The organism is Brevundimonas alba, assembly GCF_011927945.1.
GTDB lineage: Bacteria > Pseudomonadota > Alphaproteobacteria > Caulobacterales > Caulobacteraceae > Brevundimonas > Brevundimonas alba.
Genome location: NZ_JAATJM010000002.1, coordinates 261241 through 287420 on the forward strand (window position 1 = coordinate 261241; position 26180 = coordinate 287420).

Sequence of the window (26180 nt, forward strand, 5' to 3'; positions counted from 1 at the left end):
TCAGAACTCCCTGTCTGGATCGGAGGTGAAGGTGAGGACGACGCTCAGCCGGGCGCGCGCGAAGACGTCCCAGGCCGGCGGCGGGGTTTGAGGTTCGGCGATCGAGGCAGGCGGTCCGTCCGCGCCCGGCTGGATCGGCTTGAGCGGCAGGACGCCCAGGGTCGCGGCGGCGGCTTCGACCCGGGCGACATAGCCGTTGCGGAAGCCGCGTTCGGGATGGCCGGTGTTGTACCGGGACAGCGCCACCCTCAGCGTCGTCTGCCGGTCGACGCCTTCGGCCGGACGATAGCCGGCGCGCAGGACGACGCCGGCGGCCGCGAGGTTGCGGCACGGGTCGAAGGCCGCCTCGACCGACAGGCCGAGCCAACCGAGGTTGTCGCTGTTGATCTGGGCCACCCCCAGGTCGAGGTTCGCGCCGCGCGCCAGCAGGCCGCGGGCCACGCGCGCCGCTTCGGCGGCGTCTCGGGGGCGCCGGGTCGGGCGCGGACCCCGGTTCACCCCGATGGCGATCGGGTTGAACCGGCTTTCCGCATAGGCGATGGCGGCCAGGGTTTCCGGGGCCACCTGCGGCGCGCAGGCCTGGGACAGGCTGAGGATCAGGTTGAGGTCGAGCAAGGCGGGCTCCATCGAGAGGCCCAAGCAAACCCGATCGGCCCGCGGGGCGACGACCCGCGAGCCTCCCGCCGGAGATCTACGGTAGGAAGGTCCGCGGTTCGGCGTGGCGCCGCGGTTGGGCCGCGAGGCGCGCCACGGCCTGGATGCGCGTGCGAACGCCAAGCACGCGGCAGGCGAGCATCAGATGCTCATCGACGGTCCGCCCCGAGATGCCGATCCGCTCGGCGATCCGGGCCGAGCTCAGGCCCTGGGCGGCCAGGGCGAGACATTGGCGCTGCCGGTCCGAGAGCCGGTCGGTCAGTTCGGACGCGGGGAACGGGTTACTGGACGAAAACGCGGACATGGACTCAAGCACAGACGCAACGGCGGGTTTGCGGCAAGCCCGCAGGTTTGCGACCGGGTGTCTACGGCGCCGGAGTCCCGGAAGAGCCCTCGTCTTCCCCGTCGCCGGGCGAAACCAGTCTCCCCAACCGTTGCTGCAACCACGCGTTGGCTGCGGTGTCTCGCCGCACGGACTGCAGGGCCAGGTCCTTCAGCGCCCGGGTGAAGGTGTTGATGATGGTGCGGGCGTCCAGTTCGGCCAGCACGTCACCGACCTCTTCGTCGAACTCCTGCAGCGCCACCATCAGGATGGTCATCAGCTTGTTGTCGACGGTGCGCAGGGCGAACTCGGGCGACCCCAACGCGAGGGCGGCCAGGATGGCGTAGGGGTCGGAGTCCGTGACCTCCGCAAAGCGGTGGATGCGGTCGAGATTCACCCGGCCGCCGCCGGCCTCGAAATGCTCATACGACCGCAAAGCCATGTTCATGCCGTGGGCCACATCGGCCGACTTCATCCGGCGATGGGACCGGATCAGACGCAGCGCGGCGGACAGGGTTTCGCTCTGGGACTGGCGGTCGGCACGGTCCATCACCTCGACTTCGCTCCTGATCACCCGGGCGCTGCGACTCTCGCCCCGCACCCCTACTGGTTGAAAAATGGGGCAACCGAGCATCAAATGAAAGATGGGAAAGAAACGGTGGCGAAAACCTTGCGGTATGACGCAAAGAACCTGCGGCTGGGATGCGAAAACTTGCCGAGATAACTTATATACCGGCGCAATCAGTTTTCGCCCGAGGAGCCCCTTGGGGTCTGGCGAATTGATGGACGAATGTTCGCGTCTCGAATGCCGCCGCCATGAAGGAGCGTGATCCCTATCACATCGCCCTTCGGGCGCTGACGGGCTTCGCCGGGGCCGGCCGGTTTCGCTGGGGTGAACCGCTGGTCGCCACCGCCCTGGCGGCGGAGCTCCGCCTCAGTCCCACGCCCGTGCGCGAGGCCCTGGCGCGTCTCGCCGGCGAGGGCGTCCTCGAGCATCGGCCCGGCCGCGGCTATTTCGCGCCCAGCCCGTCGACGTCGGACATCGCCGAACTGTACGAGCTCCATTGGCGGCTGGCCCATTGGGCCCTGGACGCCTTCGCCGCGCCCGTCGCCTGGGCGGTCGAGGGGCCGTCGACGACCCAACTGAGGCTGGAAAGCCTGTACGGGGCCCTGGTTGCGGCGGCCGGCAACGCGGTCCTGGCGCGCACCCAGCGGCGAACCGCGATCCAGCTTCGACCCATAAGGACGGTAGAGGCGGCGATCGCACCGATCGACATCGACCAGCTCGAACGGCAGGAGGCCCTTCTGTCGACGGGCCGTCTCGCCGACCTGCGCGCCGAGGTGGATGTTTACCATCGCGGGCGTGTCGCAGCGTCGCAGGCAGTGTTCGCAGTCATGCGTCGGTCAGGAGAAAGTATAGATGAAATATAGTTTGAAAATATGACGTCGTACGCGCTGGCTGTTCCTGCGGGCGCTGTGTCCCGCATTAGGAGGCTACGCCATGAAGACCCCGCATACGCCGAGCTTGATCGCGCTCGGTTCCGCCCGGCGCGCGACCCGCGCCGACTCCCCGACCGGCGACATGGAACTGATCCCGGTCCGCCTGTACGAGCCCACCGGCATCCGCGTCGACCTCGTCCGGCTGGGATCGGCAGAGCAGGCCACCCGCGCCGACCACATCACCGGCGATTTCGAGCAGATTCCGGTGCGGCTCTGGGATCAGGGCTGAAGGCTTGGGCGCCGGCTCCGGCCGGCGCCTATTGCCCGCATCCCGACGCCGATGACCCTTTATCTCCGACCGGACGTCCACGCCGTGGCCATCGGCGGCGATCTGGCGCTGCTGGACATCGCCGGCGACGCCTATCTGTGCCTGCCCGGCGCCGCCTCGATCCTGACCGGCGGACGTCGGACGGCGATCGCGCCCGGACCCTTGGCCGACCCCCTGATTGAAGCCGGCCTGCTGGCGACCGAACCGCCGCCGGAGATCGAGGCGCCGCCGCCCGCGCCGACGCGTTCGATCATCCATGGCCCCGCCGCCGGCGGCCCCGGCCCGCGCGCCTTGATCGCCGCCGCCGGCGTCGTCGCCGACATCCGCCGGGCGAGGGCGGGGCAGGGGCTGGCGCCCTATCTGCGCGTCGCCGAGGCGCGGACCGCCCTGTCGCGCGATCCTGAGGCGACGCTGGCGGCGGCGCGTCTGTTCTGGAGCATGGGCCCCTGGCTTCCGCTGGAGGGCGAGTGCCTGCTTCGGTCGGCGATGCTGGTCAGCTTCCTGCGACGGTCGGGGCTGGCGGCCGATTGGGTGTTTGGCGTCAGGCTCTGGCCGTTCAACGCCCATTGCTGGGTCCAGGCGGGCGAGGTCTGTCTCAACGACGATGTCGAACGGCTCTGGGCCTATACCCCGATCTTCCGCCGATGAAGATCCCGGGCCCCGATCAGACGGGCTATCTGGTCATCGACCGGGGGCGCCTCGGCGACGGCGGACGTCCTGCCGTGGACCGGGTGGCGGCCGCCCTCGAACGCGAGGGGTGGCGCCCCTTCGGCCCGATCGACGACATCACCATCCTGCTTGGACCGCGCGCGCGGCTCGCCGTTCGCCAGGTCGGCCGGCGGCATTTCCTGATAGGCGATTGGCGCGGCGGGACCGATCCGTTGTCGACCGTGATCGCGCGCAGCGCCGGCTCCGCCGACCTGGCGCGGGCCGCGGTCAGGGCGGGCTGGGGGCGCTATATCCTGGTCTGGCGCGACGAGGCCGGACGTCTGGCGCTGTTGCGCGATCCCACCGGCGCCCTGGACTGCGTCTGGTGGCGATACGGCGGCGCGGTGCTGGCCGCGCACGAGCCGCCGCGGCTGGCCGACGCCCTGTTGCCGGTCGATCTGGAGATCGACTGGCCGGTCTTGGGCGAGATCGCCGCAGCGCCCGAACTGCTCGGCGATCGGCTGGCCCTGCGCGGCCTGACCGCCGTCAATCCGGGCGCCCTGTGCGTGATCGGCGAGACGGCGGAGGCGACGCCCGCCTGGGCGCCGACGGCGTTCTGCCGGGCGGGGCGGGACTGGGACGACAGCCATGGCGCACTGATCGGCGTGGTGGACGCGACGGTGGCCGCCCTGGCCGCGCCGCACCGCCGGCTGATCGGCGAACTCTCGGGTGGCCTGGATTCGGCCATTGCCGCCAGCAGCCTGAAGGCGACCGGATACGCCGGACGCGCCGGCTTCCTCAACTTTCACGGCGATTGGCGCGAGGGCGACGAACGTCCCTACGCCACGGCTGCGGCCGGTCATCTGGAGCTGGCCCTGACCGCCGTGCGCAAGCCGGTCGAGGCCATCACCTTGGCGCAACTGACCCCGCTCGGCGACAGCGTGCGCCCGGCGCTCCAGGGCGTCGACGTCACCTACGACGCCGAGGTCGCGGGGCGGATGCGCCGAGGCCGGGCCACGGGTCTGCTTACCGGCCAGGGCGGAGACGCCGTCTTCTTCCAGGCGCCCGACCCCGCCGTGGTCATCGACCGCCGCCGCCGAGAAGGGCTCGTCGGCCTGTCGCCGACCTTCATCGCGGCGGTGGCGCGCTGGACCCGACATTCGGCCTGGACGGTGCTCGGCCATGCCCTGAGCCCGAGAGCTCGGGAAACCGGGACGCCCAGCCGGCGCCATCCCTGGCTTGAGGACGCCGACGACCTGCCGCCGGCCAAGGCCCGACAACTGCGGCAGTTCGTGAACGCCCAACTGTTCTGGGGCGACTGCCTGCGCGCCCGGGCGGGGGATCTGCTGCATCCGTTCCTCAGCCAGCCCGTGGCGGAACACTGCCTGGCCATCCCGGCCGACCGGCTGATCACGGGGGTGCGCGATCGCGGCCTGGCCCGGCAGGCCTTCGCCGGGCGCCTGCCGCCCCTGCTCACCGAGCGTCGGAGCAAGGGCGATCTCAGCCATTTCTACGGACAGGTGACGCGCGCCAGCCTGCCCGTGCTGACGCCGCTCCTGCTCGACGGCCTTCAGGCCGCCCACGGCCTGATCGACCGCAAATCGCTCGAGGTCGAACTGACCGAGGCGCGGCTGATCTGGAGCCCGGGCTACAACCGGCTACTGGTCGGGGCTGTTCTGGAGGTCTGGGCTCGAAGCTGGCAGGCCCGCATCGACGACATCCGTCGGGCGCACATAGCGGTCGAGCCAGTCGAGGATGCGCGCGTGCAGGTCCCGTAGGTTGGCGGGACTGACGAACACATGCCCCTCGCCGGCGTAGGTCAGGAAGGCGGCTTCCCGATCGAGGCGATAGAGGGCGCCGAACAGGACGTCGGCCCCGACCGGGTCGAGATCGCCCTCGATCAGGAGGGCGGGCGTCCGGATGCGTTCGGCCAGATAGAGGGGGCTGTTGTCGACATAGGTCTGCGGCCGTCCGACCAGCGAGGCTCCGATCCCGCCCTGACCCGTCTCGGCCCAGCCCGCGAGGGCGTTGATCGGCACCCCGTCGTCCGGCGAGACCAGGAAATGCGGCGGCAGGGCGTAGGTTCGCGAAAGATCGGCGTAGCCCGCGGCGGCGATTACGGCACGAAACCGGTCGCTCTGCGATGTCGCCAGCAGGGCCGCATAGCCGCCGTAGCTATGGCCGATCAGGCCGACCCGGCCGGCATCGACGCGTTCCCCGGCGGCGTCGACGATGGCCTGGATCCGGTCGGCGATGTTCTCCAGGCCCGGCCCCGGCCCCGTTCGCCGAGGCAGGCTCGGGACGAGCACGGCGTAGCCGGCGGCGGCCAGTACCTGCGGATTGATGTGGAGCCGCTCGCCGCCGGGACGCATCCAGGCGGGCGCGGCCGGGTAATCGGTCCCGGGATAGAGGACGACGGCCACGGGCGGTCGCGCGCCGGATGGGGTTCCCGGCGGCATTAGCAACCAGCTGGTCAGCGTCTGGCCGTCCGGCCCGGGGTGGCGGACGGGGACGATCTCGCCCCAGGCGACATTGTCGAAGGCGGTGTTGACCGTCGCCAGCCGCCGCACGGCGTCGGCGGCGTGAAGGCGCAGGCTGACCGACCCGCCGGCGCTGCGCGTCTGGGCGATCAGATAGGTTCGCGTCGGGCTGACCGCGACGAGACTTTCGTCGGCGGCGAGCGGCGAGAGGCAGGTTCGGACCTGCGGGGCGGCGGGCGCGCTCAGACAGCCGCCCGGATCCATCAGGACGCGTTGCCCGCGCTGGACGCCGTCGGGGTTCCAGCCTTGCCGGCTGCCCCCGTCGGCCGCCCGTTCCCGGTCCCACAGACGGCCCGCGACCACCCGGGGCTCGGCCTGCGACGGCAGGGGATGCAGGCCGTCGGGGCGTTCGATCCAGGTGCGCCCGTCGATCTCGATCAGGGTCTCGCGGGGCGTCCGCACCGGCGAGACGGTCGGCGTCGGGCCGCTTCGCAGCCAGACCCTCTCGCCATTGACCGTTCGGACCTGCACGACGGGCCGGGCCGCGCTCCAGCCGCCCCGGGCGATCTGAATCTTGCCGATCTCCTCATCCAACCAGGGACGGTCCGTTCCGAGCGCCACGGCTTCAGCACGGCCGCGCCGGTCCAGGGTCCAGAAGTGGCCGTCGGCCCAGTCGCCGCCGGCGTCGCGCGCGAAGGCGAGCAGCCGACGGGAATCCGGCGACCAGGACAGCAGATGGGAGAGGAAATCCTGGTCGGGCAGGGGCTCTTCCGCGCCGCCGCGATCCAGATCGACCAGCAGCAGCCGGCGGCGGCGGCTGGGCGTGCCGACCGTGACCGGCGTCTCCCCATCCGCCTGCAGGTCTTCGGCGTTGAGCAGCGCCGCGACCGCGCCGCCGTCTGGCGACACCTCCAGGTCGAACAGGTCGCCGCGCGCCAGGACGCGCTCCTCGCCGTCTTGGAGATCGAAGAGGATCAGCCGCGCGGGGCCGGATCGCGTCCGGCTGTCGCGGGCCGCGCCGCTGGGGATGAGCACCGCGGACGGCGCGTGGCCGGCGGCGAAGGTTCGCCACAGCGCGGTCTTGCGCGCTTCGGTCTGTCCGCCGAGCCTGAACACCAGGGGCAGGTCGTCATCCGGACGGGCGATCGCCACCAACTGCGTCTCCGATCGCCAGGCGACCGTCCGCCCGAGGCCGGTGAACTCGGGCGTAAGGGGCAGCCAGCGGACCTGTCCGGTCGCCAGGGTCATGACCCCCAGCCGCCAGGACGTCTCCTGCAGGCGGAAGACCAGCATCCTGTCTCCGCCGGGCGAGAAGGGCCCCGAGAGGTAGCCGCTTGCGTGGCCGGGATCCTCGAGCCGACGCACCGGGGCGCCGGCGGGCGTATGAATCTCCAGCCCGCTGAGCAGATGCGGCGTCATCAGCCCGAAGCGGTAGGTCGCGGCCGAGGACCAGGCCGCCCGTCGCTCGACGACGATCCAGCGCCCGTCCCGGCTGATCCGCACCTGGCCGAGGCTCTCCTGATCCAGCAGGGTCTCGATTGTCACGGACGCCCGCGTTTGACCCAAAGCCGGGCTGGCCGCCGTGAGGAGAACGGCGACCAGCCCGCAGCCGACCGCGAGCCGCATCACCAGGCTCGGGTCAGTTGCAGCGAGACGAAGCGGCCGATGACATTGGTGTTGGCCGCATCGTAACCGATGCCCTCGGGCGCGTTGTAGAAGGGCGGATCGCGGTCGAAGGCGTTCTGGACCGTCAGGGCAACGGTCGATCCCGCCAGCGGACCGGCCTGAGGCGCATAGCGCACCTGCACGTCGGCGGTGACCCACGACCCGATCCGGGCGCCCGCCAGATCGCGATAGCCGTCGACATAGTTGATTGACGAGGACACGCCCCAGTCGCCGCGCGTCCAGCCCATCGAGCTCCGGCCGCGCAGGCCAACCGGATAGTTCGGGCGGTCGCGCAGGGAGACGACCGTCGAGTTCGGCGTGGCCTGGCTGTCGAAGCGGCTAAGGTAGGAGAAGGCCAGGTTCAGGTCGAAGGCATTTGGCCCGAGGTCGAAGGCGTAACCGGCGCTGACGTCGACGCCCTCGACTTGGACGCGGGCGGTGTTGACGTAGCGCGCATCCACGATCGCCCCGTAGGACGTCGCCGGATAGGCGCTGGCGAGGTTGGTGGTCGGCAGGTCGAGTATGGCCTGTACCGCGGCCCGGTCGTCGGCGTTGGTCAGGGGCGCGACGACGCGGATGAACGGCGACAGCGCCGGATCGGTCAGCGCCGTCAGGATATTCTCGAACGTCGGCTGGCCGATGCGGTTGTCGAAGTCGGTCCGGAACCAGTTGACGCCGAGGCGTAGTCCCGCGATCGACGAGGGCCGGTATTCCCCGCCCAGGGTCCAGGTGTCGGCCTGTTCCGACTCCAGGTCCGGATTGCCGCCGTACTGGATGATCGACAGGATCTGCTGGACCCCGCGCGGCAGGAAGGTGGGGCTGGCGCGCGGCGCGTCGTTCAGTTCCCGAAGGGCCGGGGCGCGGTAGGAGGCGCCGTAGTTGGCCCGCAGGGTCAGGTCCGGAACCGGGTCCCATAGCACGCCGATCTTGGGACTGGTGGTCTGGCCGATGTCCTCATAGTCCTCGAACCGGGCGGCCACCGACAGCTCCAGCCGCTCGAAGCCCGGTCGCCGATTGTCGGCGCCGAACAGCGGGATGCGCAACTCGCCGAAGACGGCCGAAACCTTGCGGCTCGACTCCGTGGGCACGCCCGTGGTTGGCGTCACGCTTGAGGTGAAGTTGTCGATGCGGCGCCAGAAGGTCTCCTCGCGAAAAGACAGGCCCGCGGCGAGTTTGATCGGTCCGCCGGGCAGCGAGAGCAGGGTCCCGTCGACCTGAAGGTTGGCCGAGGTCACCGTCATTTCGCTCAGGGTGGCGTTCCGACCTGAACTGATGAAGGCCAGGACGGCGGCCGGGCTGCCGCCGCCGCCGCCGAACGGATTGAAGTGTCCGTCCCGGGCGGCGCTGAAGGGGGTCGCCGGATTGTCAGCGACGGCGCCCAGCGCTTCGCGCAGGAAGGTCGAGTTCACCGTGCCGGTGGTGCGGTTCTCGCCTGTCTCCGAGGCGTAGGCGACATAGGCGTCGAGCCGCCAGTCGGCGAAGAGATCGACCTTGGCTCCGATGGATGCGCCGAAGCTCTCCGCCTCGCCACTGATCACAGGGTTGGGGAGGTCGTTTTCGAAGGAGTAGGCGATGGTGTGGGACGCCGCGCCGGTCGGGGAGACGAAATAGGGGTTGCCCCGGTTCACTGTCAGCAGGCTCGCGAACGGCGCCGATGTCGTCTCGTAGTCGCGACGGCCGTAGCGGGCGTCGGCGCTCAACACCATTCTGTCGCCCAGATCCTGCCGGAGCGCGGCGAAGAGGCTGTGGCGAGTCTGCTGCGGCAGGACGTTCAGGCCCAGGCGCTGGTTGCTCAGATTGGTTCGGCCGGCGAGAAAGTCGCCAGGGTCGAGGTCTGTCCCGTCCTGGCCGGCGGGAATGGCGTAGGCCGAGACATAGCCGCCGCTGACCGGATCAAAGACGACGATATTGCCCGGGCTGCTGTAGTTGAGCCGCCGATCGGACCCGCCGCGCCATCTCAGGTCCGCGTCTCCGGCGAGGCGGCGCTCGGACACCGGCAGGGCGCCGCGATCGTAGTATTCATAGGTGCCCATCAGGCTGCCCGACGACCACCGGCGCCCGAAGGTTTGGCCGAGCTGATACTCCTTGCTGGCGCCGTCGGCCGTCTGGCCGACCCGCACCCGGGTCTCGGCGCCCTCGTAGTCGTCGCGCAGGATGATGTTGACGACGCCGCCGACCGCGTCGGCCCCGTACAGGGCCGATGCGCCATCGAGCAGGACGTCAATCCGTTCGATCGCACTGGTGGGGATGGTGGAGACGTCGGCGAAATCGCCCATCGCGCCCGTGCCGCCCATCCGGCGGCCGTTGACCAGGACCAAGGTGGCGTCGCTGCCCAGACCGCGCAGATTGACGCCTGATGCGAAGCTCCCGTTGGTTGCGCTGCGATCCGCGCCGTTCTGAAGCGCGCCTTCGTTCGCGGTACCTCCGAAATTCTGCGGAAGAGCGGCCAGGGCCTGGGCCACCGTCGCATGGCCGTCGCGATCGATCTGGTCGCGGCTGACGGTGACCACCGGGGAAGGCCCGTCGGCGACGCCCCGGATCAGACTCCCGGTCACGACCACCTCATCAAGGGTGACCGTTTCCGGGTCCAAGTCGGCTTCAGCCCGTGTGCTCGGGTCGTAGAGCACGAACACATTGGGGCGCGTCCGACGATACGAAAGGCCCGAGCCCCTCAGCGCTGCGGCCAGGGCCGCCTCGGCGGTGTAGACGCCGCTCACTCCCGGCGACGCCCGACCAGCAGCGAGCGCGTCTGGGTACAGAATCTGCTGGCCGCTCTGTTGGGCGAAGGCGGTCAGGGCTCGGTCGAGCGGTCCCGCCGCCACGTCGTAGCGCCTTACCGCATCTGCGGTTTGCGCAATCACCGGCGTCGCTGACGCCAGCAGCAGCGCGGACAACGCTGTTGAACCGAAACCCATTCGCATAGTCTTCCCCCTTCTGATTACCCGCACGTTGGCGGGGCGGGGAAGAGACGACGGGAAGGGGAGACCACCCTAAGTCCGCCTACGAATTATTTTCAGGCCGGCGGGCCCGACAGGATCACGGCCCCGTCCGGCCGCCGTTCGGCGGTCACGCCATAGAGGTCCTGCAGGGCGGCGATGAAGCCGTCGGTGTCGCCGGTGTCGAAGACGCCGCTGACCGGGATCTCCGCGATATGGGACGCCCGCAGATCGATTTTGGCGTCGCTGTAGCGGTTGACCTCCGTCACGGCGACACGGATCGGTGTCCCATCGAAGATCAACCGGCCCGTGGTCCAACTCGTCTCGCGCACGACATCGACGGAGGCGACCGCCGGCCGGGGTCCGGTCGTGACCAGTTGCTGTCCCGGATCGAGCGACCAGCCCGGCCCCGCGCCTGTGCTCTCCCGGACCGCGACCCGGCCTTCGACCAGCGTCACCCGAGCGCCGTCGCCGTCCCGGCGCACGTCGAAGCGGGTTCCGATCGCCGTGACGTGGGTGTCGCCCGCCGTAACCACGAAGGGCCGGGCGGAGTCGCCGGTCACGTCGAAGAAGGCCTGGCCCGACAGGAGCGCCACCGATCTTCGATCGTCGCGCAACCGGACCTGAATGCGCGACCCCGTATCCAGAATGACGCGCGACCCGTCGTCGAGACGCACCGTGCGCTGCTCGCCGACGGCCGTCGCATAGTCGAGCGGCCGGCTGACGGCCCAGAGCGATCCGGCCGCGATGACCGCGACGGCGGCCAAGGCGGCCCCGCCGAGCGGCTTCCAGAGCCGCGACACCATAGCGCGCGCCCGGACCGGCGGCGGCGCCTTGCCCAGGGCTTCGGCGGTCAGGGCGCTGATGTCGGGGTCGCCCGCCAAGGTGTTGGTGGCGCTCCAGACGGCCTCGACCCGTTCATAGGCGCGCGCATTGTCCGGATCCCGCCGCCAGGCGCTGAACGCCTTGACGTCGTCCGTGGAGACGCGCTGCTGGCTCAGGCGTGCAAACCAGGAAGCGGCCTCCTGCCGCCGGATGTCGAGGTCGCCATCGACCGTCATCATGCCCTGCCTAATCGTCCAGCCGAGCGACGCAGTGCTCGAGCGCCTTCGACATCCGCCACTCGACGGTTTTGACGCTGAGGCCGCGCGCCGCCGCGATCTCGGGGTACGTCATACCGCCGAAGCGGCTCAAAACGAAGATGTCCCGATAAAGCGGAGGCATGGTGAGGACGATCTGCTTCAGCATCATCTGTTCCGCCTGGGATGCGGACTCGCTCTGATCCTGCCCGAAACCGCCGGAGGACTCGCGCTGGCGCTTGAGGCGGCGGCTCTCGTCGCGGACCAGATTGAGCGCGATCCGCAGCAGAAAGGCCTTGGGGTGCCGGATGTCCGCGCTCGGGTAAGGCGCCGCGCGCAGATAGGTCTCCTGGACGACGTCGGCCGCCTGGTCGGCGCCAACGTGGGCCCTCAGCCGGCCATCGAGCCAGCCGGCATAGCGGCGATAAAGGCCGTTCAGGCCCTCCGCTGCTTCCGGCTTCAACTCCTTGGCGTCGGTCAACGCGATTCTCCGGCCTCCGGGGAAGGACGGGGAATCCGCAGACGAGATCGCACAGGCTCCGGAGCCCGTGCGAGCGCACGGGTTCGGGCCGCTGACAAGCGACAGGCGCGTAAGACGCGCGTCGTTGAGTTTGACTTCGCACAGGGGATTCCAGGCCCCTATCGGCGCGGACGCCGACGCCGAAGCATGAATCAAACGGAATCGAGACGCAAGGCGGAGGGGTCGGGCGTTGGAATCCTCTGCGAACGAGGCCCGCTACTTCAGCGCCCAGCGCCGCCTCCGCCACAGGCGAACCCCGGCTCCGGCTGCGCACCTATCTCACGGCGCCCGACGCCATGGCTGTAGTCGCCGGCGGAGCCCGCTTCAACGGGTGGCGGTCGGTCGCGAACCCGCAAAAAAGCGGCGGACGAGCCGCAAAACATTGACGTTGCCCGGGGGCAAAATCCCCGTGTACGGATGAAGGCGGACAACCAGTGGTGTACGATGGAAGCCGTTGCCGATGATCCGGATCGACAGCCGATCGCTGTCTCCCTGAGCCCGCGCGAACAGGAGTGCCTTCAGTGGGTGTGTCGCGGAAAAAGCTCCGCTGATATCGGCACGATCCTGTCCTTGTCGCCCCGGACGGTGGATTCCTATCTGGAGAAGGTCTGCGCCAAATTGCGGGTCCGCACCCGGATAGAGGCGGTCGCGACCGCCGTCCGCGACGGGTTGATCGAACCGGCGTGAGGAGAAGGGGGCGGGCCAGGAACTTCTGTGAGGAAGCCCGGCGTTTCGCCGCCGATCGCCGCCGACGTTTGCACGTCCCCTGGCTCCTGATCGGCGCCTATCGTTCCCGGAACCCGCCGCTGACGATCCTACACCGCTTATCGCCGGTCTCGCGAGTCGGGCTTGACCAACCGTGGTGACGGAGGAAAACACGCCGATGGCCAAATACGCGCCCCTCGCATCCTTTCTTCGCCGGCAGAAGCGGGCTGAAGTGGATCTGACCTTTCGGGACATCGAACGGATTGTAGGCGGCATCCTGCCCAAGGCCGCGGCCGTGGACGGATGGTGGCGATCGGATCCATCCGGGCCGGTGATGCCCCAACACATTGCGTTCGCCGACGCCGGGTTCGTGGCCGAGCCGCAGACGCGAGCCGAAACCGTGCACTTCGTCCGGCTGGACCCGGCCCGGTCAATATCCGACGCGGAGAAGGCCGAGGATCGGAGCGGGACAAGCTGATGGCCGATCGCTCCGCGTCTCCCGAAGGGGGCCGCCGAAGCGATCGGACCGGGTCGATCAGTTGTGGTCGGCGTGCCCCTGGGGCGCCGGCGTGTCCGACGGCGCCGGCGCGGGCGGCGCGGGTTCGGCCGGGGCGGGCTCGGTCTTCATCTCGTCGCAGCACGTCATGGGGGCGTCCGCGGCCATGTCCTTGCAACATTCGCAGCCTTCAGCCGCCAGGGCCGCGCCCGCGCTCAGGGTCAGGATTGCGCCGGCGGCGGCCAGCAGGTTGGAAACTTTCATCGTCGTTCTCCTAGTGAACCATGAAGCTGACGGAGCCGGACATCTTGTGACCGTCCGGGCCTTCGGCGGTCCAGGCGGCAGTGTAGGTGCCCGGCGCGAGGCGGGGAAGAGCCACGCCGACGGTGGCGGCGGCCGGCGCGGCGGGGACAGTGACGTCGACCGGAGTCTGACCCTCGGCGGAGAGGGTGACGGTCTTGAGGACCATGGCGTGGGGGAAGGTGACGCTGAACCGCTCGGGCGACCCCTGGGTCATCGCGCCATTCGCAGGAACGGTCGTGATGCCGGATTGGGGCGCAGCGGCCTGGGCCGGCATAGCGTGACCCGCATGCGGGTCCTGGGCGGCGGCGGCGCCGGCGAACGCGAGGGCGGCGGTGACAACGAGAGTGCGGATCATCATGGGGTGCTCTCCTTCGGTTAGAACCAGGCCTTGAGGCCGACGACGACGCGGGTGTCGTCGGTCTCGCCGCCTCGGGCCTCGATGTAGTCGGCGGTGTCTCCGAACGCGCGGCTCCACTCGATGCCGACATAGGGGGCGAACTCCTTGCGGAATTCGTAGCGCAGTCGCAGGCCCGCCTCGATCGAGGACAGGCCCGAACCGATCTCCAGTTCCGGAATGTCGCTGGCCGAAGCGTCGATTTCGAGGCGCGGCTGAAGGATCAGGCGCTGGGTGATGCGCTGGTCGTATTCGGCCTCGACGCGGGCGGTCAGGTCGCCGTCGGTCGACAGGAAGGCGGCGGCATCGATTTCCCACCAGTGGGGCGCCAGGCCCTGCAGGCCGAGGACCAGATGCGTGGTGTCCTCGCCGTCGGGCCGGAAGTCCTGACGCACGCCGGCCTGAACGTCCCAGAAGGGCGTGACCGCGCGGCTGTAGAGCGCCTGAACTTCAGCCTCCTCGAGCTCGCCGCCGAAGTCGCCTTCGCCCTCGGATTTCCACCAGAAGCGGTTGATGTCGCCGCCCGTCCAGCCCTGGACGTCCCAGAGGTAGGTCTCGCCGTCGTCGCCGAAGCCGGCTTCGAGGCGATCGAGAATGACGGCCGTGGTGCGGACGTCGCCGTTTTCGTGAATCAGGGTTCGGCGAGAGGCGGCCATGGCCTCGGCGCCGAAGACGAGATCGGCGGCGTGGGCAGGGCCGGCCAGGGCGGCGGCCGGGAGCGGGTCCTCCGGAGGACGGCCGGGATTGTCGGCGCTGGTCGCCACATCGGGCGGCCCCATGCTCATGGTCGACATGTCATGCCCGGCGTGAGGGTCGGTCTGCGCGGACGACATGGCCGACATGTCGTGGCCCGCGTGCGGATCAGCCTGGCCGGGCGTCGCCGCCGGCATCTGGTGTCCCGCGTGCGGGTCTACGGGCGCGGGCTGCGCCGGCATCTGGTGGCCTGCATGCGGATCCGCGGCGGGCGGCGTCTGCGCGGGCGGCATGACGTGACCGGCGTGCGGATCCTGCGCCGGTCGGGCCGGCGCCTGTGGCGTGGGCCGCGGTGCTGGCGCGGGGCGCGTCGGCGCCGCGGTCGCCGGCATCGTGTGGCCCGCGTGAGGGTCCTGGGCCTGGGCGCTTAAGGCGCTGACGGCGAGCACCAGCGGGGCGAGGGCGACGGCGAGGCGGTTCATGACGCGGCTCCGTCCATGGGCCGCACCGTCACAACATTGAACATGCCGGCATGCATGTGCATCAGCATGTGGCAGTGGAAGGCCCAGTCGCCGGGCGCGTCGGCGGTCAGATCGAAGGACACCTTGCCGCCGGGCGCGACGTTGACCGTATGCTTGAGGGGCTGGTGACCGGCGGGTCCGCCGGTCACCAGTTCAAAGAAATGACCATGCAGATGGATCGGGTGGGCCATCATGGTGTCGTTGACCAGAGTCACCCGCACCCGCTCGTTGCGCTCGAAGCGGATCGGTTCGACCAGTTCGCTGAACTTTCGGCCGTCGAAGCCCCACATGAACCGCTCCATGTTGCCGGTCAGGTGGATCTCCATCGTCCGAGACGGGGGGCGTGGGTCCTTGTTCGGCTGGAGCGACACCAGGTCGGTGTAGACGAGGACGCGATGATCGACGGTCGCGAGACCGATCGGACGCTCACCCAGACGGTTGGCGGGGTCCATGGCGATCGCATCGACGCCGACGCCCACCGCCATATCGGGCGGAGCGTTCTCGGGATCGCGCATGTTCATGCCCGACATGGAAATCCCGGCCATCTCGCCGGCCGCGGGCGCGTTCTGGGCCGGAGCCGTGTGGTCCATGCCGGCCATCGCGCCATGATCCATACCGGACATGTCGCCCATCGCGCCGTGATCCATTCCGCCCATGCCCATGTCGCGCATGGTGAGGTTCGGGACCTCGCGCAGGGGAGGGACCTCGGCGGTCATGCCCAGGCGCGGCGCCAGGGTCGCCCGGCCCATGCCGGACCGGTCGATGGCTTCGGAGACGATGGTGTAGGCGCGGTCCTCGGTCGGCTGGACGATGACGTCGTAGGTCTCGGCGACCGAAATCTGGAACTCGTCCGTCTCGACCGGGCGCACGTTCTCGCCGTCGGCCTGCACCACGGTCATCGGCAGGCCCGGGATGCGGACGTTGAAGATGGACATGGCCGACGCGTTGATGACGCGCAGCCGCACCCGCTCGCCGGGCTGGAACAGGCCGGTCCAGTTCTCCTGCGGTCCATGGCCGTTGATCAGATAGGTGTAGGTCGACCCGCTGACGTCGAGGATGTCGCGCGGGTCCATCCGCATCTGGCCCCACATGCGCCGCTCCTCCAGGCTCATGCGGTCGCTGCCGTCCATGAGCCCCGCCAGCGTGGTGCGCTGCTGGTTGAAGTAGCCCGGGCTCTTCTTCAGCTTGGCCAGGATTTCGTGCGGATGCATGAAACTCCAGTCCGACAGGACCAGCACATGCTCGCGGTCGTAGGCGACCGGATCGGCGTTCGCCGGGTCGATGACGATCGGACCGTAGTGGCCCATCGCCTCCTGAAGGTTGGAGTGGCTGTGATACCAGAAGGTGCCCGACTGCTTGATCGGAAACTCGTAGACGAAGGTTTCACGCGCCCGGATGCCGGGGAAGCTGATGCCGGGCACGCCGTCCATCTGGAACGGGACGAGCAGGCCGTGCCAGTGGATCGAGGTGTCCTCGTCCAGCGTATTGGTCACCGCCAGCCGGACGTTCTGGCCTTCTCTAAGGCGTAGCAGCGGCGCCGGCAGAATGCCGTTGATGGTCACCGCATGGCCGGTGCGGCCGCCCACGGTGAAGGGCGTGTGTCCGACGGTCAGGTCGATGTTCGGTCCCGTCAGCGTCGGAAGAGCCGCCCGCAGTCCCGCCGATCCTGTTTGCGCCCAGGCGGGGAGCAAACCCTGCAGGCCCAGCAGCCCGCCGCCGGCGGCTGCGCCACGGAGAAGCGTTCGGCGATCGAGGCAGAGCGTGGACATAGGCGAGAAATTCCTTGGTCGGGCTATTCGGCCGTTCGTTCAGATACGCAGCCGGGCGGCGTACCCCTTGCGTCAGGACGCCACAGACGTCGGGTTCGCAGCTTGCGCACCTTCCCATCATGGCGAGGTCAAGCGTCTCCGCCGGAAGCCTGGCCCAGAGCCGCCGTCAAGGTCTTGCGGCCGCGGGCGACGCGGGTCTCGACCGCCTTGGGCGTAATGCCGAGGATCGAGGCGATCTCGGCGTGAGAGCGTCCCTCGAGCGTGGCGAGCAGAAGCGGCCCCTTCAGGGCGTCGGGAAGGTCCCGCAAGGCGCGTTGCAGAGCTTCGGCCCTGCGCTGATCGTCCAGCCGGGTCTCGGGTGAGGGCGCATCGTCGCCCACCGCCGCCGCCTCGGGCGCTTCCAGGCCCATGACGCCGCGCACGACCCGGCGCACCGCGCGCCGCCGACCCCAATCGCGACATTTGTTGAGAGCGATGGAGCGCAGCCAGACGTCGAACGGCCGCGCCGGATCATACCGCCGCAGGGCGAGCCAGGCGGACGCATAGCTTTCCTGAAGCAGGTCATGCGCTTCGGACTCATCGCCGACATAGCGGCGCACGAACCGGTAGAGATCGGCCTTTGTGGCGGCCATCAAGGCGGTGAAGGCGGCCCGGTCTCCGGTCGCCGCACGGGCCTCGATGCTCTGCTCGGCACCCACGCGCGCCGCTTAGCCGGCGTCGTCGTGCAGGGCCTCGACGACGGCGGCGTCGAACACCTCGGCCTGCGCCGGGCTCAGGACGGATCGCATCTCAAACACGTGGGTGATCGTCGCCTTCTGCAGATCGCCCATGGCCGCGTGGAAATGATCGACCGCGGCCTGGACCTGGGGCGTGTCGCCGTCACTGGCGGCGATAGCGGCCGCCAGTTCGCGATTGGCCGCGCGGACTTCCGCTTCGAGCGCCGGCCGCTGAGCGGCGAACCGGGCTTCGACCACGTCGAGCCGTCGATCCTGCTCAGGGCTCAGGTCGAGTTTCTCATGGACGACGCTGTGCAGGCTTGGCGGCTGCCGCTCCCGCATGACCCAGGTCGCGCTCGCCCAGGTCGCCGCGCCGCTGGCCAGCGCGGCCAGGATGGCCGTGATAACGATCGACTTCCAGGCGGCCCTCATCCCCGAACGTCCAGGCCGGAGAGAGGCGACAAGCCCGCCGAGACCGTGAAAATCCGCATCTCGGACGGCTCCGGCCGCGGAGCCATGAGCATCAGCCCTCCGTTCGCAACGCCGATCACCAGCGCGAGTGCAACGGCCGCGACCCGGACCTGACCCATGCGGGCGCGCTCCCTGCGTTCGCCGATCCGCAGCCAGACCGCGTCTTCCATGCCGACCAGCTGGGCGGCGTCGCCCGGAGCGACCGCTGAGATCAGTTCATCCATGTCGTCAGTCATTGCGCACCTGCGTCACGCCCCATCTGCCATACGCGCCAGCCTTCCGATGCCCTCACGAGGGGACGAGCCGTCGCCCGCGTAGATACCAGAGAACGACCAGGACGCGCCCTGTCGTCCGGGGGAAAGATGTGAGCGATAGAGGAGGGCCGACGCCGGTTCCATTCCCCGAGGTCCTCGATCCGCTCACCGGCGTGAGGTTCCCGCGTGTTCGCCCGCCACAATCCACCGGCCTGACGCAGATCGCGTCAGCCCGTTCAGATCACCTGCAACCGGAGTTCGCCATGTCCCGCCCCTCTCTCGCCCTCATTCTCTCGCTCGCCGTCCTTTCGGCGCCGCCTGCCCTGGCGCAAGACCACGCCCATGGGCACGCCCGGGCCGCAGGCTCGGTCGCAACGGAAGCTGCGGACGCGGCGGCGGCCGTCGACGCCTTTCACGTCGCGCTCAAGGCCGGTGACACGGCCGACGCCCTGGCCCTGATGGCGCCGGATGTGATGATCTTCGAGGAGGGCGGTGCAGAGCGGTCGCGCGACGAATATGCGTCCCATCACCTGGGCTCGGACGCCGCCTTCGCCGCCGCCTCTGAAGCGACGGTGACGCGCAGATCGGGTTCGGCGGACGGCGACGTCGCCTGGATCACCAGCGAAGGCCGCACCACGGGCCAATTCAACGGCCGCGCCGTGGACCGCCTGACGACCGAGACCATGGTCCTCAAACGCCACGCCGACGGCTGGCGCATTCACCACATTCACTGGTCGTCGCGCGCGCCTGGCTGACGTTCGGGCCTGAAGACGCCCGCCCTCGCGGGCGGGCGTCCCCGATCAAGCGATCAGCAGCAAGTGCAGGCTTCTGCGCAGGCTGCGATGGCGTCGCAGCAAGCGCATACGGCCTGCGCCACGGCGTCCGGCGCGGCCGCAAAGGCGGCGGAACCGGAAGCCAGCAGCACCAGGGCTGCGATGGTGAGAGTGCGTTTCATGGTTTTGATCTCTGTTTGATTGAATGAGGTCGGTCTTCTTCAACAGGATCAGCGTCGCGGGGGCGGGTCGTCCGCCTCCGCGGTGAAATCGGCATGCCGCGCATCAAGGGATGGATAGAGGACAGATGCATAGACCCGTGCGGGGGTGGGTTCGCCGCCCTGGGGGATAAGGGCCTGGCAGATGGCCAGGCACGCCTTATGGCACGAGATCCGAACGGTCTTCGGCTCGCACGGGACGCCGTCGCCGCTCATCGACATGGACGCCATATCCTGGTCGACCGGAGCTTCGCAGGCGATCGAAGCGGTGGACACGAACAGCACGGCAAACGCCGCGAGCAGCGCGGTCGTCAGTCGGACGAGGTCATGACGCAGGAACGGCATTGTCTGATCATACTTCAACGGTCGGCGGAGCGACGATCTCATTTTGATCATCGCAATCGAGCCTACAGAGACGCCGGGGGCGGCAAGGTTCCCATGACCGCCACGACGCCGATCAGGGCGAGTCCCAGACCCGTTTCGACCAACAGGCTGCGCCGGAGCGCGCTCATGGCGGCGACGGAGGGTTGGCCCGTCTCCAGCGCAGAGCCCAGTGTCGGCGTCAGCCGGAACCGGTTGCTCGCCGCCAGCGCAAGCATCAAACAGAAGAGGACGAGCTTGGCGACCAGAAGCTGGCCGTAGAGGTTGCCTGCGATCGACGCCACGCGCTCGGGACCGATCAGGAACCAGCTGTTCACGAGACCGGTCAGCACCAGGAACAGGACCGCGAGCGTTCCAAGGCCGGCGAAGCCATGCAGGGCGCGATGGATTGCAAGGTCGTCCGGACCGGCTCGGCGCAGAAGCAGAGCCGTCAACGCCGCCAGGGCGCCCAGCCACAAGGCCGCTGCCACCGCGTGAATGATGTTGGTGACAAGATGGATGGGCCCGCCAGGGCCCTCGGTGGCCGCGCCGTGACCCGTCCATGCGAAGCTGGCGGCCACGATCAGACCCAAGGCGGCCGTCACGCTCCAGAGCGCGCGACCGGGTTTCAGGGCGACCAAGGCGACAAGCCCAAGCAAGGCGGCGGCGGCCCGCACGACCATCGCCATGCCCAGGGCCGTGCCGGTGACCATGAAGGACAGGGACGCGGGTTTGACGGCTTCGCTCAGCGACCCCGCCATGACGGCCGTCTGGGCCACCAGGGCGGCGAGCGAGCCGAGCGCGACGATGATCGCGGCGAGGCGCAACGTCGGTCGCGACCATTCGAGGTTCGGCGCGTCGGCGGCCTTGAAGCTGTAGAGAAGGAACAGCGGCGCGCCGAGAAGGACGACGCCGCCGCCGTATTGAAGCCAACGAAGCGCGATGACCGCGACTTCCAGCACGGCGTCAGCGCACCGTGAAGGTGTAGGATCCCGTCATGCGGTGGCCGTCGCTCGACGCGATACGCCAGTCGACACGGTAGGCGCCGGCGGCCAGCGGGCGAGCCAGCGCGCCCGTGAGGGTCCTGCCGTCCTCGGCGACCGAGGTGCGGATCGCGATCTTCTCCCCCGCCGCATTGACGACGTCGAAGCCGGAAAAGGCGGGAACGCTGCGTTCGCTGAAGGTCAGGGTCAGCGTCCGGGTCGCGGCCACGGTGGAGTCGGGCGCCGGGGTGGCGCTGACCAGGCGAGCGTGGGCCGCCGCCGGTCCGGCGGCGAAGGCCACGACCGCCGCGACGGCGATGAAGGGCGCGGGGTTGAAGTAACGCATACTCAGTCTCCAGACGTTTGGCCGGTCCCGGCCTTCTGCTTCTCTACGCGCCACACGACCGCGTCCCTCATGAAGAGGAAGCGGGCGGCGGCTGAGGCCTTCCCCGCACGCCGGGGTCAGCGGCGACGCTTCTCGAGGAGCGCCTGCATCTGGGCAATCTCCTCCTGTTGACCACGCACGATGCCGTCGCACAGGGCGATGATCTCCGGATCGGTCAGGGAGGCTTGCTCGCACATCAACACAGCCCCGGAGTGGTGCGGGATCATCGATCGCAGGAATTCGTCGTCGCCAACGAACGCCTGGGTGCGCATGCCGACGAAGCTGCCGGCGAAGATCACGACGGCGACCGCTCCAATGACCAGGTTCGTTTTGCGCGACGGATACATGGACCGCATGAAGACGAGCATGAGGACCGCCATCGGCGCGACCATCATCAGGGTCATGTAGACGTTGTTCAGGTTGAGATAGAAGTGACCGAGCGTGGCGATCATCGTGTACATGACCAGGTACATGATGACGAAGTCGAGCGCCAACTCCAAGTACAGGCTTCGGTAAGGGCCAAGTCCACGAGCGTTGCCTTGACCGCCGTGGTCCATCTGTTGATGAGACATCGTACGTATCCTCTTCAGAAATCTTAGTTCGTCATCGCCTGCCGCTGCGAATGCCTGGAGACTGCGGTCACCGTCTGAATCAATCCAGCCCGTCACAGCCGGTTCCTCCCTTGGGTGGGTGGGCGGACTGTTGATTGGCTACCCTGGCTAAAGCTTCACCGCCCGCAGTCTCAGCGCATTGCCGATGACGCTGACCGAGGAGAGCGCCATTGCGAGCGCCGCAAGGGCAGGCGAGAGAAGCCAGCCGAAGACGGGATAAAGCAGGCCGGCCGCCACGGGGATGCCAAGGGCGTTGTAGCCGAAGGCGAAAACGAGGTTCTGGCGGATGTTGCCCATCACCGCACGGGACAGATGCCGTGCGCGCACGATGCCTTGCAGATCACCGCCCAGCAGCGTGACGCCGGCGCTCTCGATGGCGACGTCCGAACCCGCCCCCATGGCGACGCCGACATCGGCGGCGGCGAGGGCAGGGGCATCGTTGACGCCATCTCCCGCCATGGCGACGATCCGACCCTGCGAACGAAGCTGTTGAACCACAGACGCCTTGTCCTGCGGCAGAACCTCCGCCTGGACTTCGTCGATGCCGAGGCGACGCGCGACCGCTTCGGCCGTCGTCCGGTTGTCCCCGGTCATCATCACCAGCCGCAGACCGGCCGCTTTCAGCGCGAGGATCGCAGCCGGCGTGGTGGCCTTGATGGGATCGGCGATGCCGATGATCCCGGCCGCCTTTCCGTCGATAGCCACGAATATGGCGGTGGCGCCGTCGTGGCGAAGGGCCTCCGCCTTCGGCTCCAGCGCGGAGACGTCGATCGAAAGCTCGCCGAGAAAACGGGTGTTGCCCAGGGCGACTTGGCGGCCCTCAATCGTCCCGCGGACGCCGCGACCGACCGGGCTGTCGAAGTCCACGGCCTCGCTAAGGGGGATGTCCCGATCCTTGGCTGCCCGGACAATCGCGTCGGCCAACGGATGTTCGCTGCCCCGCTCGAGGCTGGCCGAAAGACGCAGGATGTCGGCTTCGACGAAGCCCAGGGCGGGCAGGATCGCCGTTACCGACGGACGGCCCTCCGTCAGGGTGCCAGTCTTGTCCAGAACGAGGGTGTCGACCTTCTCGAAGCGTTCGAGCGCCTCGGCGTTCTTGATCAGGACGCCGGCGTGGGCGCCACGTCCCACCCCGACCATGATCGAGATCGGCGTCGCCAGCCCCAACGCACAGGGACAGGCGATGATGAGCACCGAAACGGCGGCGACCAGGGCGTAGGACAAACGGGGCTCGGGACCGACCAGGCCCCAGACGACGGCGGCGAGCAGGGCGATCGCGATCACCGTGGGAACGAACCATCCGGAGACCGTATCGGCCAGCCGCTGGATCGGGGCGCGACTGCGCTGGGCCTGGGCCACCATCTGGACGATCTGCGCCAGCAGGGTGTCGGCGCCTACCTTGTCGGCGCGCATGATGAAGGATCCGGTCTTGTTTAGCGCGCCGGCCACGACGCGGTCGCCGACGTCCTTGGTCACCGGCATGGACTCGCCGGTCACCATGGATTCATCGACAGCGACCCGACCCTCCAGGAGCTCGCCATCGACCGGGATCTTCTCTCCGGGCCGTACCCGCAGGCGGTCGCCGACGGTGATCTGGTCAAGCGAGACATCTTCATCGACGCCGTCCTCCCGGATTCGGCGCGCGGTCTTGGGCGTGAGGTCCAGCAGGGCGCGGATCGCGCCCGACGTCTGTTCGCGGGCGCGCAGTTCCAGAATCTGCCCGACGAGGACCAGCACGGTGATGACCGCCGCCGCCTCGAAATACACCGGCGCGCTGCCGTCGGCCTTCAGGAAGGCGGGCGGGAACAGGGTTGGCGCGACGACGGCCACGACGCTGTAAAGCCATGCCACGCCGACCCCCATGGCGATCAGGGTGAACATATTCAGCCGACGGGTGCGCAGCGTTGTCCAGCCGCGCTCGAAGAAGGGCCAGCCGCACCAGAGAACCACGGGGGTGGCCAAAGCGAACTGGATCCAGTTCGACATCTGGCCCGGGATGAACATGTGGAGATTGGCCAGATGTCCGCCCATTTCCAGGGCGAAGACCGGCAGGGTCAGGACCAGACCGACCCAAAAGCGTCTGGTGAAGTCGATCAGCTCGTGGTTGGGCGGGGCTTCCGCCGTGACCGTCTCCGGCTCAAGCGCCATGCCGCAGATCGGGCAGGAGCCTGGGCCTTCCTGCCGGATCTCGGGGTGCATCGGGCAGGTGTAGATGGCGCCGGGAACGGCCGGCTCGGCCTCCACGCGAGGGTTCAGGTAACGCATCGGATCGCCGATGAATTTGGTCCGGCACCCCGCCGAGCAGAAGAAATAGTCCTGACCGTCATGACTGGCTCGGTGAGCGGTGGCCGTCGGATCGACCGACATGCCGCAGACGGGATCCTTGACCGTAGCCGCGCCGTCCGAGGCCTTCGCCGCGCAGCAGGCGTGACCCGAGGCATGATTATGAGGATGCGTGGCCATGTCGCTCTCTCCGGCTGACCGAGGGGCTCACATATACCCATGGGGGGTATATCGCAAGATACCCGTCTGGGGTATAAGCGGGTTCTCAGGAGGACAGGCCGCATGCAAACCGACACGAAACCCAAAGTCCTCAACAGGCTCAGCCGGATCGAAGGTCAGGTGCGGGGCATCTCTCGCATGGTTGAAGATGACCGGTATTGCGTCGACTTGCTGACCCAACTTCAGGCCGTTCGAGCCGCGCTCCATCGCGTGGAGACCGAAGTGCTACGGGATCACCTCGACCACTGCGTCATGGGCGCCATGACCGGCGACGATCCCGAGGATCGCAAGGCCAAGGCCGGCGAGCTGATTGAGCTCTTGGCGCGGGCCGGACGGTAGAGTTGGCGGAACGAATGGGCCCTCCTGGTCGCTAACGTCGGGATCCCAAGGAGCCGTCATGAAACGCATCAGCCTCGTCCTTGCCGCCTGCGCCTTGGCTACGGCCTGTTCCCCGCAAGCCGAAGAGCCCGCCGTAGCCGCGCCTGAGGCCGCCGCAGCGGCGGACGCCCATGGCGGAATGGAGGGCGGCATGGCTGCGCCTGCGCCCGGCGACTCCGTCGCCACCCAAGGCTACAAGGCCTCGATGAACACGATGATGGAGGCGATGCCCGCCTTCACCGGGGACGCGGACATCGACTTCATGAAGCAGATGCGAGGTCACCACGTCGCAGCCGTCTCGATGGCCCGTGTGGAGCTCGCGCAAGGCAAGGACGCCCAAGCGCGGAACCTGGCCCAGGAGGTGATCACGGCGCAGGAGCGCGAAATCACCCTGATTGACGCCTGGCTCGCCCAAAAGGGAGCGTCGGCGGCTCCCGCCGCCTGATCGCGAGATCAGCGCACCGCGTCCGAGGAGCGATGGATTCGCGTAATCCGCCATCTGTCGTCCTCGTGGCGAAAGACCGATCGGCCAGTCCCGCCGTCGTCGAAAATCAGGACGCCGTCGGCCGCAAAGCCAGTGCGGCGTTTGCATTCCGGTCGTCGAGCGCGGCATGACAGGCATCGACGACGCTTGTCGCTATCGCCATACGATCGAGCCGGTATGCTCGACGACGAACGTGCGCATGAGATACAGTGTACGTCCAAGTGATGGTGCAAGGTGGCAAGGCGAATCGAACTCGTTGCATTGCATCTCAGTGCTCAAAAAGCCCGATAGACCGCAAAAGATGACGAATTCACGCAAATGTTATTGCTTAGAATTTTCTGAATGTTTTCAGAATACTTCCCGTCTGTCGGTTGTTCAATCGGTCCGGCGGCCGATAAGCGAGAAAAAACCCCAAGCCGATCAGCGGCTTGGGGTAATTTGTGTAATCGAGTGGGAGTAGGAGGCAGGCCCTCCAGTCCCTGATCAGCCGAACAGGTTTGGCGCGTCGTCCGCAGGCGGAAAGACCCGCTCGACCGACAGGCTTCCGGCTGGGAGGGCCGTCAGAATTTCCGACTCCGGTCGGGTCAGGTCCAGCCACTCCAGCGCGCGGCCCTGTTCCAGCAGCACGATTTGCCGGTCGTGGTAGGGCGCAATGTCGGGCCCGGGCTCGGTCGTCAGCATGGCGAAGGCACCGTCCTTGATGAGGCCGGCGATCCAGAACGACGGCCTCGGAGGCATCGTGAACAGCCATTTCGTCTTGCGCTTCTGGCCGGGCAGGGCGTCGGTGAACTCGTAGAAACCGTCAGCCGGGATCACGCAGCGCAGGCTGTTCGCGAAGGACCGTCCGTCGGATCGGAAGTTGAACACCGGCCGACCCTGCGGCGAACTCCACGCCCATTTCGTCATGGTCAGGGCCACATCGCCTCCCGCTCGGGTGATCACCGGCGCGCTGTCTCCGATGCGGATGTCGTCGCGTGGCTCGATGTTTGGCTTGCCCGCCGGAAACACCAGTTCGATCCCGACGTGCCGGAATTCCTCGAACGGCTGCTCGCTCAGAGGCCGGAAGCGGAAGTCGTTGCACATGGGACGCTC

30 protein-coding genes are annotated in these 26180 nt (G+C 68.5%); 9 read left to right on the forward strand and 21 right to left on the reverse strand.

The window, feature by feature from the left end:
- The 3 genes from GGQ87_RS11715 to GGQ87_RS11725 all read right to left on the reverse strand — a co-directional run bounded on the left by GGQ87_RS11715 (position 1) and on the right by GGQ87_RS11725 (position 1526).
- Positions 1–615, reverse strand: a complete 615-nt coding sequence (locus GGQ87_RS11715; RefSeq protein WP_245161583.1) for a lytic transglycosylase domain-containing protein — start codon at positions 613–615, stop codon at positions 1–3.
- A gap of 76 nt (positions 616–691) precedes the next feature.
- On the reverse strand, positions 692–958 hold the full coding sequence (locus GGQ87_RS11720; protein WP_168047998.1) for a helix-turn-helix domain-containing protein: 267 nt from the start codon (positions 956–958) through the stop codon (positions 692–694).
- Between the two features lie 61 nt (positions 959–1019).
- On the reverse strand, positions 1020–1526 hold the full coding sequence (locus tag GGQ87_RS11725) for an XRE family transcriptional regulator (protein WP_209282550.1): 507 nt from the start codon (positions 1524–1526) through the stop codon (positions 1020–1022).
- 266 nt (positions 1527–1792) lie between these two features.
- Here GGQ87_RS11725 and GGQ87_RS11730 point away from each other — a divergent pair, with 266 nt between their 5' ends.
- From GGQ87_RS11730 to GGQ87_RS11745, 4 genes are all read left to right on the forward strand, one after another.
- Positions 1793–2407 (forward strand): GntR family transcriptional regulator, encoded by a 615-nt coding sequence (locus tag GGQ87_RS11730; protein ID WP_168048000.1) that lies wholly within the window; start codon positions 1793–1795, stop codon positions 2405–2407.
- 70 nt (positions 2408–2477) lie between these two features.
- Complete coding sequence (locus GGQ87_RS11735) at positions 2478–2705, forward strand: hypothetical protein (RefSeq protein WP_168048002.1); 228 nt, start codon at positions 2478–2480, stop codon at positions 2703–2705.
- A gap of 51 nt (positions 2706–2756) precedes the next feature.
- Complete coding sequence (locus tag GGQ87_RS11740) at positions 2757–3392, forward strand: lasso peptide biosynthesis B2 protein (RefSeq protein WP_168048004.1); 636 nt, start codon at positions 2757–2759, stop codon at positions 3390–3392.
- Complete coding sequence (locus GGQ87_RS11745; protein WP_168048006.1) at positions 3389–5170, forward strand: asparagine synthase-related protein; 1782 nt, start codon at positions 3389–3391, stop codon at positions 5168–5170. Before GGQ87_RS11740 ends, GGQ87_RS11745 begins: the two co-directional genes overlap by 4 nt.
- Here the strand turns inward: GGQ87_RS11745 and GGQ87_RS15650 are convergent.
- From GGQ87_RS15650 to GGQ87_RS11765, 4 genes are all read right to left on the reverse strand, one after another.
- Positions 5051–7417: an alpha/beta fold hydrolase gene (locus tag GGQ87_RS15650; RefSeq protein WP_168048008.1), complete on the reverse strand. Its 2367-nt coding sequence runs from the start codon at positions 7415–7417 to the stop codon at positions 5051–5053. The two genes, GGQ87_RS11745 and GGQ87_RS15650, sit on opposite strands and share 120 nt — an antisense overlap.
- An 80-nt stretch (positions 7418–7497) precedes the next feature.
- Positions 7498–10431 (reverse strand): TonB-dependent receptor, encoded by a 2934-nt coding sequence (locus GGQ87_RS11755; protein WP_209282551.1) that lies wholly within the window; start codon positions 10429–10431, stop codon positions 7498–7500.
- 119 nt (positions 10432–10550) lie between these two features.
- Positions 10551–11537 carry a FecR family protein gene (locus tag GGQ87_RS11760; protein WP_245161584.1) on the reverse strand — a complete coding sequence of 329 codons (987 nt, stop codon included), beginning with the start codon at positions 11535–11537 and terminating at the stop codon, positions 10551–10553.
- Positions 11538–11544: 7 nt separating this feature from the next.
- On the reverse strand, positions 11545–12033 hold the full coding sequence (locus tag GGQ87_RS11765; protein ID WP_168048012.1) for an RNA polymerase sigma factor: 489 nt from the start codon (positions 12031–12033) through the stop codon (positions 11545–11547).
- A gap of 483 nt (positions 12034–12516) precedes the next feature.
- Here GGQ87_RS11765 and GGQ87_RS11770 point away from each other — a divergent pair, with 483 nt between their 5' ends.
- Together GGQ87_RS11770 and GGQ87_RS11775 are read left to right on the forward strand one after the other, a co-directional pair.
- Positions 12517–12759: a response regulator transcription factor gene (locus GGQ87_RS11770; protein WP_168048014.1), complete on the forward strand. Its 243-nt coding sequence runs from the start codon at positions 12517–12519 to the stop codon at positions 12757–12759.
- A gap of 196 nt (positions 12760–12955) precedes the next feature.
- Complete coding sequence (locus tag GGQ87_RS11775) at positions 12956–13255, forward strand: DUF7662 domain-containing protein (protein ID WP_168048015.1); 300 nt, start codon at positions 12956–12958, stop codon at positions 13253–13255.
- A 57-nt stretch (positions 13256–13312) separates the two neighbouring features.
- Here the strand turns inward: GGQ87_RS11775 and GGQ87_RS11780 are convergent, their stop codons facing one another.
- The 7 genes from GGQ87_RS11780 to GGQ87_RS11810 all read right to left on the reverse strand — a co-directional run bounded on the left by GGQ87_RS11780 (position 13313) and on the right by GGQ87_RS11810 (position 18376).
- On the reverse strand, positions 13313–13537 hold the full coding sequence (locus tag GGQ87_RS11780) for an ammonium transporter family protein (protein WP_168048016.1): 225 nt from the start codon (positions 13535–13537) through the stop codon (positions 13313–13315).
- Between the two features lie 10 nt (positions 13538–13547).
- Positions 13548–13934, reverse strand: a complete 387-nt coding sequence (locus GGQ87_RS11785) for a copper resistance CopC family protein (RefSeq protein WP_245161585.1) — start codon at positions 13932–13934, stop codon at positions 13548–13550.
- Positions 13935–13951: 17 nt separating this feature from the next.
- On the reverse strand, positions 13952–15145 hold the full coding sequence (locus GGQ87_RS11790; RefSeq protein WP_168048017.1) for a copper resistance protein B: 1194 nt from the start codon (positions 15143–15145) through the stop codon (positions 13952–13954).
- The gene (locus GGQ87_RS11795) at positions 15142–16953 is read right to left on the reverse strand and encodes a copper resistance system multicopper oxidase (RefSeq protein ID WP_168048018.1); all 1812 of its coding nucleotides are present in this window, start codon (positions 16951–16953) and stop codon (positions 15142–15144) included. The genes GGQ87_RS11790 and GGQ87_RS11795 overlap by 4 nt, the downstream gene beginning before the upstream one ends.
- A gap of 128 nt (positions 16954–17081) precedes the next feature.
- Entirely contained in the window at positions 17082–17651 is a 570-nt protein-coding gene (locus GGQ87_RS11800; RefSeq protein WP_168048019.1) for a sigma-70 family RNA polymerase sigma factor, read from the reverse strand.
- Between the two features lie 9 nt (positions 17652–17660).
- On the reverse strand, positions 17661–18101 hold the full coding sequence (locus GGQ87_RS11805) for a Spy/CpxP family protein refolding chaperone (RefSeq protein WP_166604668.1): 441 nt from the start codon (positions 18099–18101) through the stop codon (positions 17661–17663).
- Positions 18098–18376, reverse strand: coding sequence for a hypothetical protein (locus GGQ87_RS11810; RefSeq protein ID WP_168048020.1), 279 nt, complete (start codon positions 18374–18376; stop codon positions 18098–18100). Before GGQ87_RS11810 ends, GGQ87_RS11805 begins: the two co-directional genes overlap by 4 nt.
- 281 nt (positions 18377–18657) lie before the next feature.
- Between GGQ87_RS11810 and GGQ87_RS11815 the strand changes: the two genes are divergently transcribed.
- A complete protein-coding gene (locus tag GGQ87_RS11815; protein WP_168048021.1) occupies positions 18658–19149 on the forward strand; it encodes a YybH family protein in 492 nt (163 codons plus the stop codon).
- 53 nt (positions 19150–19202) lie between these two features.
- Here GGQ87_RS11815 and GGQ87_RS11820 read toward each other — a convergent pair whose 3' ends face one another.
- The 6 genes from GGQ87_RS11820 to GGQ87_RS11845 all read right to left on the reverse strand — a co-directional run bounded on the left by GGQ87_RS11820 (position 19203) and on the right by GGQ87_RS11845 (position 24187).
- The gene (locus GGQ87_RS11820; RefSeq protein ID WP_168048022.1) at positions 19203–19349 is read right to left on the reverse strand and encodes a hypothetical protein; all 147 of its coding nucleotides are present in this window, start codon (positions 19347–19349) and stop codon (positions 19203–19205) included.
- 48 nt (positions 19350–19397) lie between these two features.
- Complete coding sequence (locus tag GGQ87_RS11825; RefSeq protein WP_168048024.1) at positions 19398–19730, reverse strand: hypothetical protein; 333 nt, start codon at positions 19728–19730, stop codon at positions 19398–19400.
- Between the two features lie 62 nt (positions 19731–19792).
- Entirely contained in the window at positions 19793–20707 is a 915-nt protein-coding gene (copD, locus tag GGQ87_RS11830) for a copper homeostasis membrane protein CopD (protein ID WP_168048025.1), read from the reverse strand.
- Positions 20708–20711: 4 nt separating this feature from the next.
- The gene (gene copC / locus GGQ87_RS11835; protein WP_165117293.1) at positions 20712–21074 is read right to left on the reverse strand and encodes a copper homeostasis periplasmic binding protein CopC; all 363 of its coding nucleotides are present in this window, start codon (positions 21072–21074) and stop codon (positions 20712–20714) included.
- 116 nt (positions 21075–21190) lie between these two features.
- Positions 21191–21685 (reverse strand): DUF305 domain-containing protein, encoded by a 495-nt coding sequence (locus tag GGQ87_RS11840; RefSeq protein WP_245161586.1) that lies wholly within the window; start codon positions 21683–21685, stop codon positions 21191–21193.
- Positions 21686–21832: 147 nt separating this feature from the next.
- A complete protein-coding gene (locus GGQ87_RS11845; protein WP_168048027.1) occupies positions 21833–24187 on the reverse strand; it encodes a heavy metal translocating P-type ATPase in 2355 nt (784 codons plus the stop codon).
- 102 nt (positions 24188–24289) lie between these two features.
- Here GGQ87_RS11845 and GGQ87_RS11850 point away from each other — a divergent pair, with 102 nt between their 5' ends.
- Complete coding sequence (locus GGQ87_RS11850) at positions 24290–24565, forward strand: metal-sensitive transcriptional regulator (RefSeq protein WP_040349360.1); 276 nt, start codon at positions 24290–24292, stop codon at positions 24563–24565.
- Between the two features lie 58 nt (positions 24566–24623).
- On the forward strand, positions 24624–25049 hold the full coding sequence (locus tag GGQ87_RS11855) for a DUF305 domain-containing protein (RefSeq protein ID WP_168048029.1): 426 nt from the start codon (positions 24624–24626) through the stop codon (positions 25047–25049).
- Between the two features lie 522 nt (positions 25050–25571).
- Here the strand turns inward: GGQ87_RS11855 and GGQ87_RS11860 are convergent.
- Positions 25572–26171, reverse strand: a complete 600-nt coding sequence (locus tag GGQ87_RS11860) for an SOS response-associated peptidase family protein (protein ID WP_168048031.1) — start codon at positions 26169–26171, stop codon at positions 25572–25574.
- Between the last annotated feature and the right edge of the window lie 9 nt (positions 26172–26180).

Coding starts and splice junctions, on each gene's coding strand:
- GGQ87_RS11860 (WP_168048031.1), bottom strand. CDS start 26,171: ATGTGCAACGACTTCCGCTTCCGGCCTCTGAGCGAGCAGCCGTTCGAG.
- GGQ87_RS11840 (WP_245161586.1), bottom strand. CDS start 21,685: ATGTCTCATCAACAGATGGACCACGGCGGTCAAGGCAACGCTCGTGGA.
- GGQ87_RS11785 (WP_245161585.1), bottom strand. CDS start 13,934: ATGATGATCCGCACTCTCGTTGTCACCGCCGCCCTCGCGTTCGCCGGC.
- GGQ87_RS11855 (WP_168048029.1), top strand. CDS start 24,624: ATGAAACGCATCAGCCTCGTCCTTGCCGCCTGCGCCTTGGCTACGGCC.
- GGQ87_RS11720 (WP_168047998.1), bottom strand. CDS start 958: ATGTCCGCGTTTTCGTCCAGTAACCCGTTCCCCGCGTCCGAACTGACC.
- GGQ87_RS11845 (WP_168048027.1), bottom strand. CDS start 24,187: ATGGCCACGCATCCTCATAATCATGCCTCGGGTCACGCCTGCTGCGCG.
- GGQ87_RS11815 (WP_168048021.1), top strand. CDS start 18,658: ATGTCCCGCCCCTCTCTCGCCCTCATTCTCTCGCTCGCCGTCCTTTCG.
- GGQ87_RS11780 (WP_168048016.1), bottom strand. CDS start 13,537: ATGAAAGTTTCCAACCTGCTGGCCGCCGCCGGCGCAATCCTGACCCTG.
- GGQ87_RS11790 (WP_168048017.1), bottom strand. CDS start 15,145: ATGAACCGCCTCGCCGTCGCCCTCGCCCCGCTGGTGCTCGCCGTCAGC.
- GGQ87_RS11770 (WP_168048014.1), top strand. CDS start 12,517: ATGGAAGCCGTTGCCGATGATCCGGATCGACAGCCGATCGCTGTCTCC.
- copC (WP_165117293.1), bottom strand. CDS start 21,074: ATGCGTTACTTCAACCCCGCGCCCTTCATCGCCGTCGCGGCGGTCGTG.
- GGQ87_RS11735 (WP_168048002.1), top strand. CDS start 2,478: ATGAAGACCCCGCATACGCCGAGCTTGATCGCGCTCGGTTCCGCCCGG.
- GGQ87_RS11730 (WP_168048000.1), top strand. CDS start 1,793: ATGAAGGAGCGTGATCCCTATCACATCGCCCTTCGGGCGCTGACGGGC.
- GGQ87_RS11740 (WP_168048004.1), top strand. CDS start 2,757: ATGACCCTTTATCTCCGACCGGACGTCCACGCCGTGGCCATCGGCGGC.
- GGQ87_RS11825 (WP_168048024.1), bottom strand. CDS start 19,730: ATGCCGTTCCTGCGTCATGACCTCGTCCGACTGACGACCGCGCTGCTC.
- GGQ87_RS11850 (WP_040349360.1), top strand. CDS start 24,290: ATGCAAACCGACACGAAACCCAAAGTCCTCAACAGGCTCAGCCGGATC.
- GGQ87_RS11805 (WP_166604668.1), bottom strand. CDS start 18,101: ATGAGGGCCGCCTGGAAGTCGATCGTTATCACGGCCATCCTGGCCGCG.
- GGQ87_RS11775 (WP_168048015.1), top strand. CDS start 12,956: ATGGCCAAATACGCGCCCCTCGCATCCTTTCTTCGCCGGCAGAAGCGG.
- GGQ87_RS11745 (WP_168048006.1), top strand. CDS start 3,389: ATGAAGATCCCGGGCCCCGATCAGACGGGCTATCTGGTCATCGACCGG.
- GGQ87_RS11725 (WP_209282550.1), bottom strand. CDS start 1,526: ATGGACCGTGCCGACCGCCAGTCCCAGAGCGAAACCCTGTCCGCCGCG.
- GGQ87_RS11760 (WP_245161584.1), bottom strand. CDS start 11,537: ATGATGACGGTCGATGGCGACCTCGACATCCGGCGGCAGGAGGCCGCT.
- GGQ87_RS11795 (WP_168048018.1), bottom strand. CDS start 16,953: ATGTCCACGCTCTGCCTCGATCGCCGAACGCTTCTCCGTGGCGCAGCC.
- GGQ87_RS11820 (WP_168048022.1), bottom strand. CDS start 19,349: ATGAAACGCACTCTCACCATCGCAGCCCTGGTGCTGCTGGCTTCCGGT.
- GGQ87_RS11810 (WP_168048020.1), bottom strand. CDS start 18,376: ATGACTGACGACATGGATGAACTGATCTCAGCGGTCGCTCCGGGCGAC.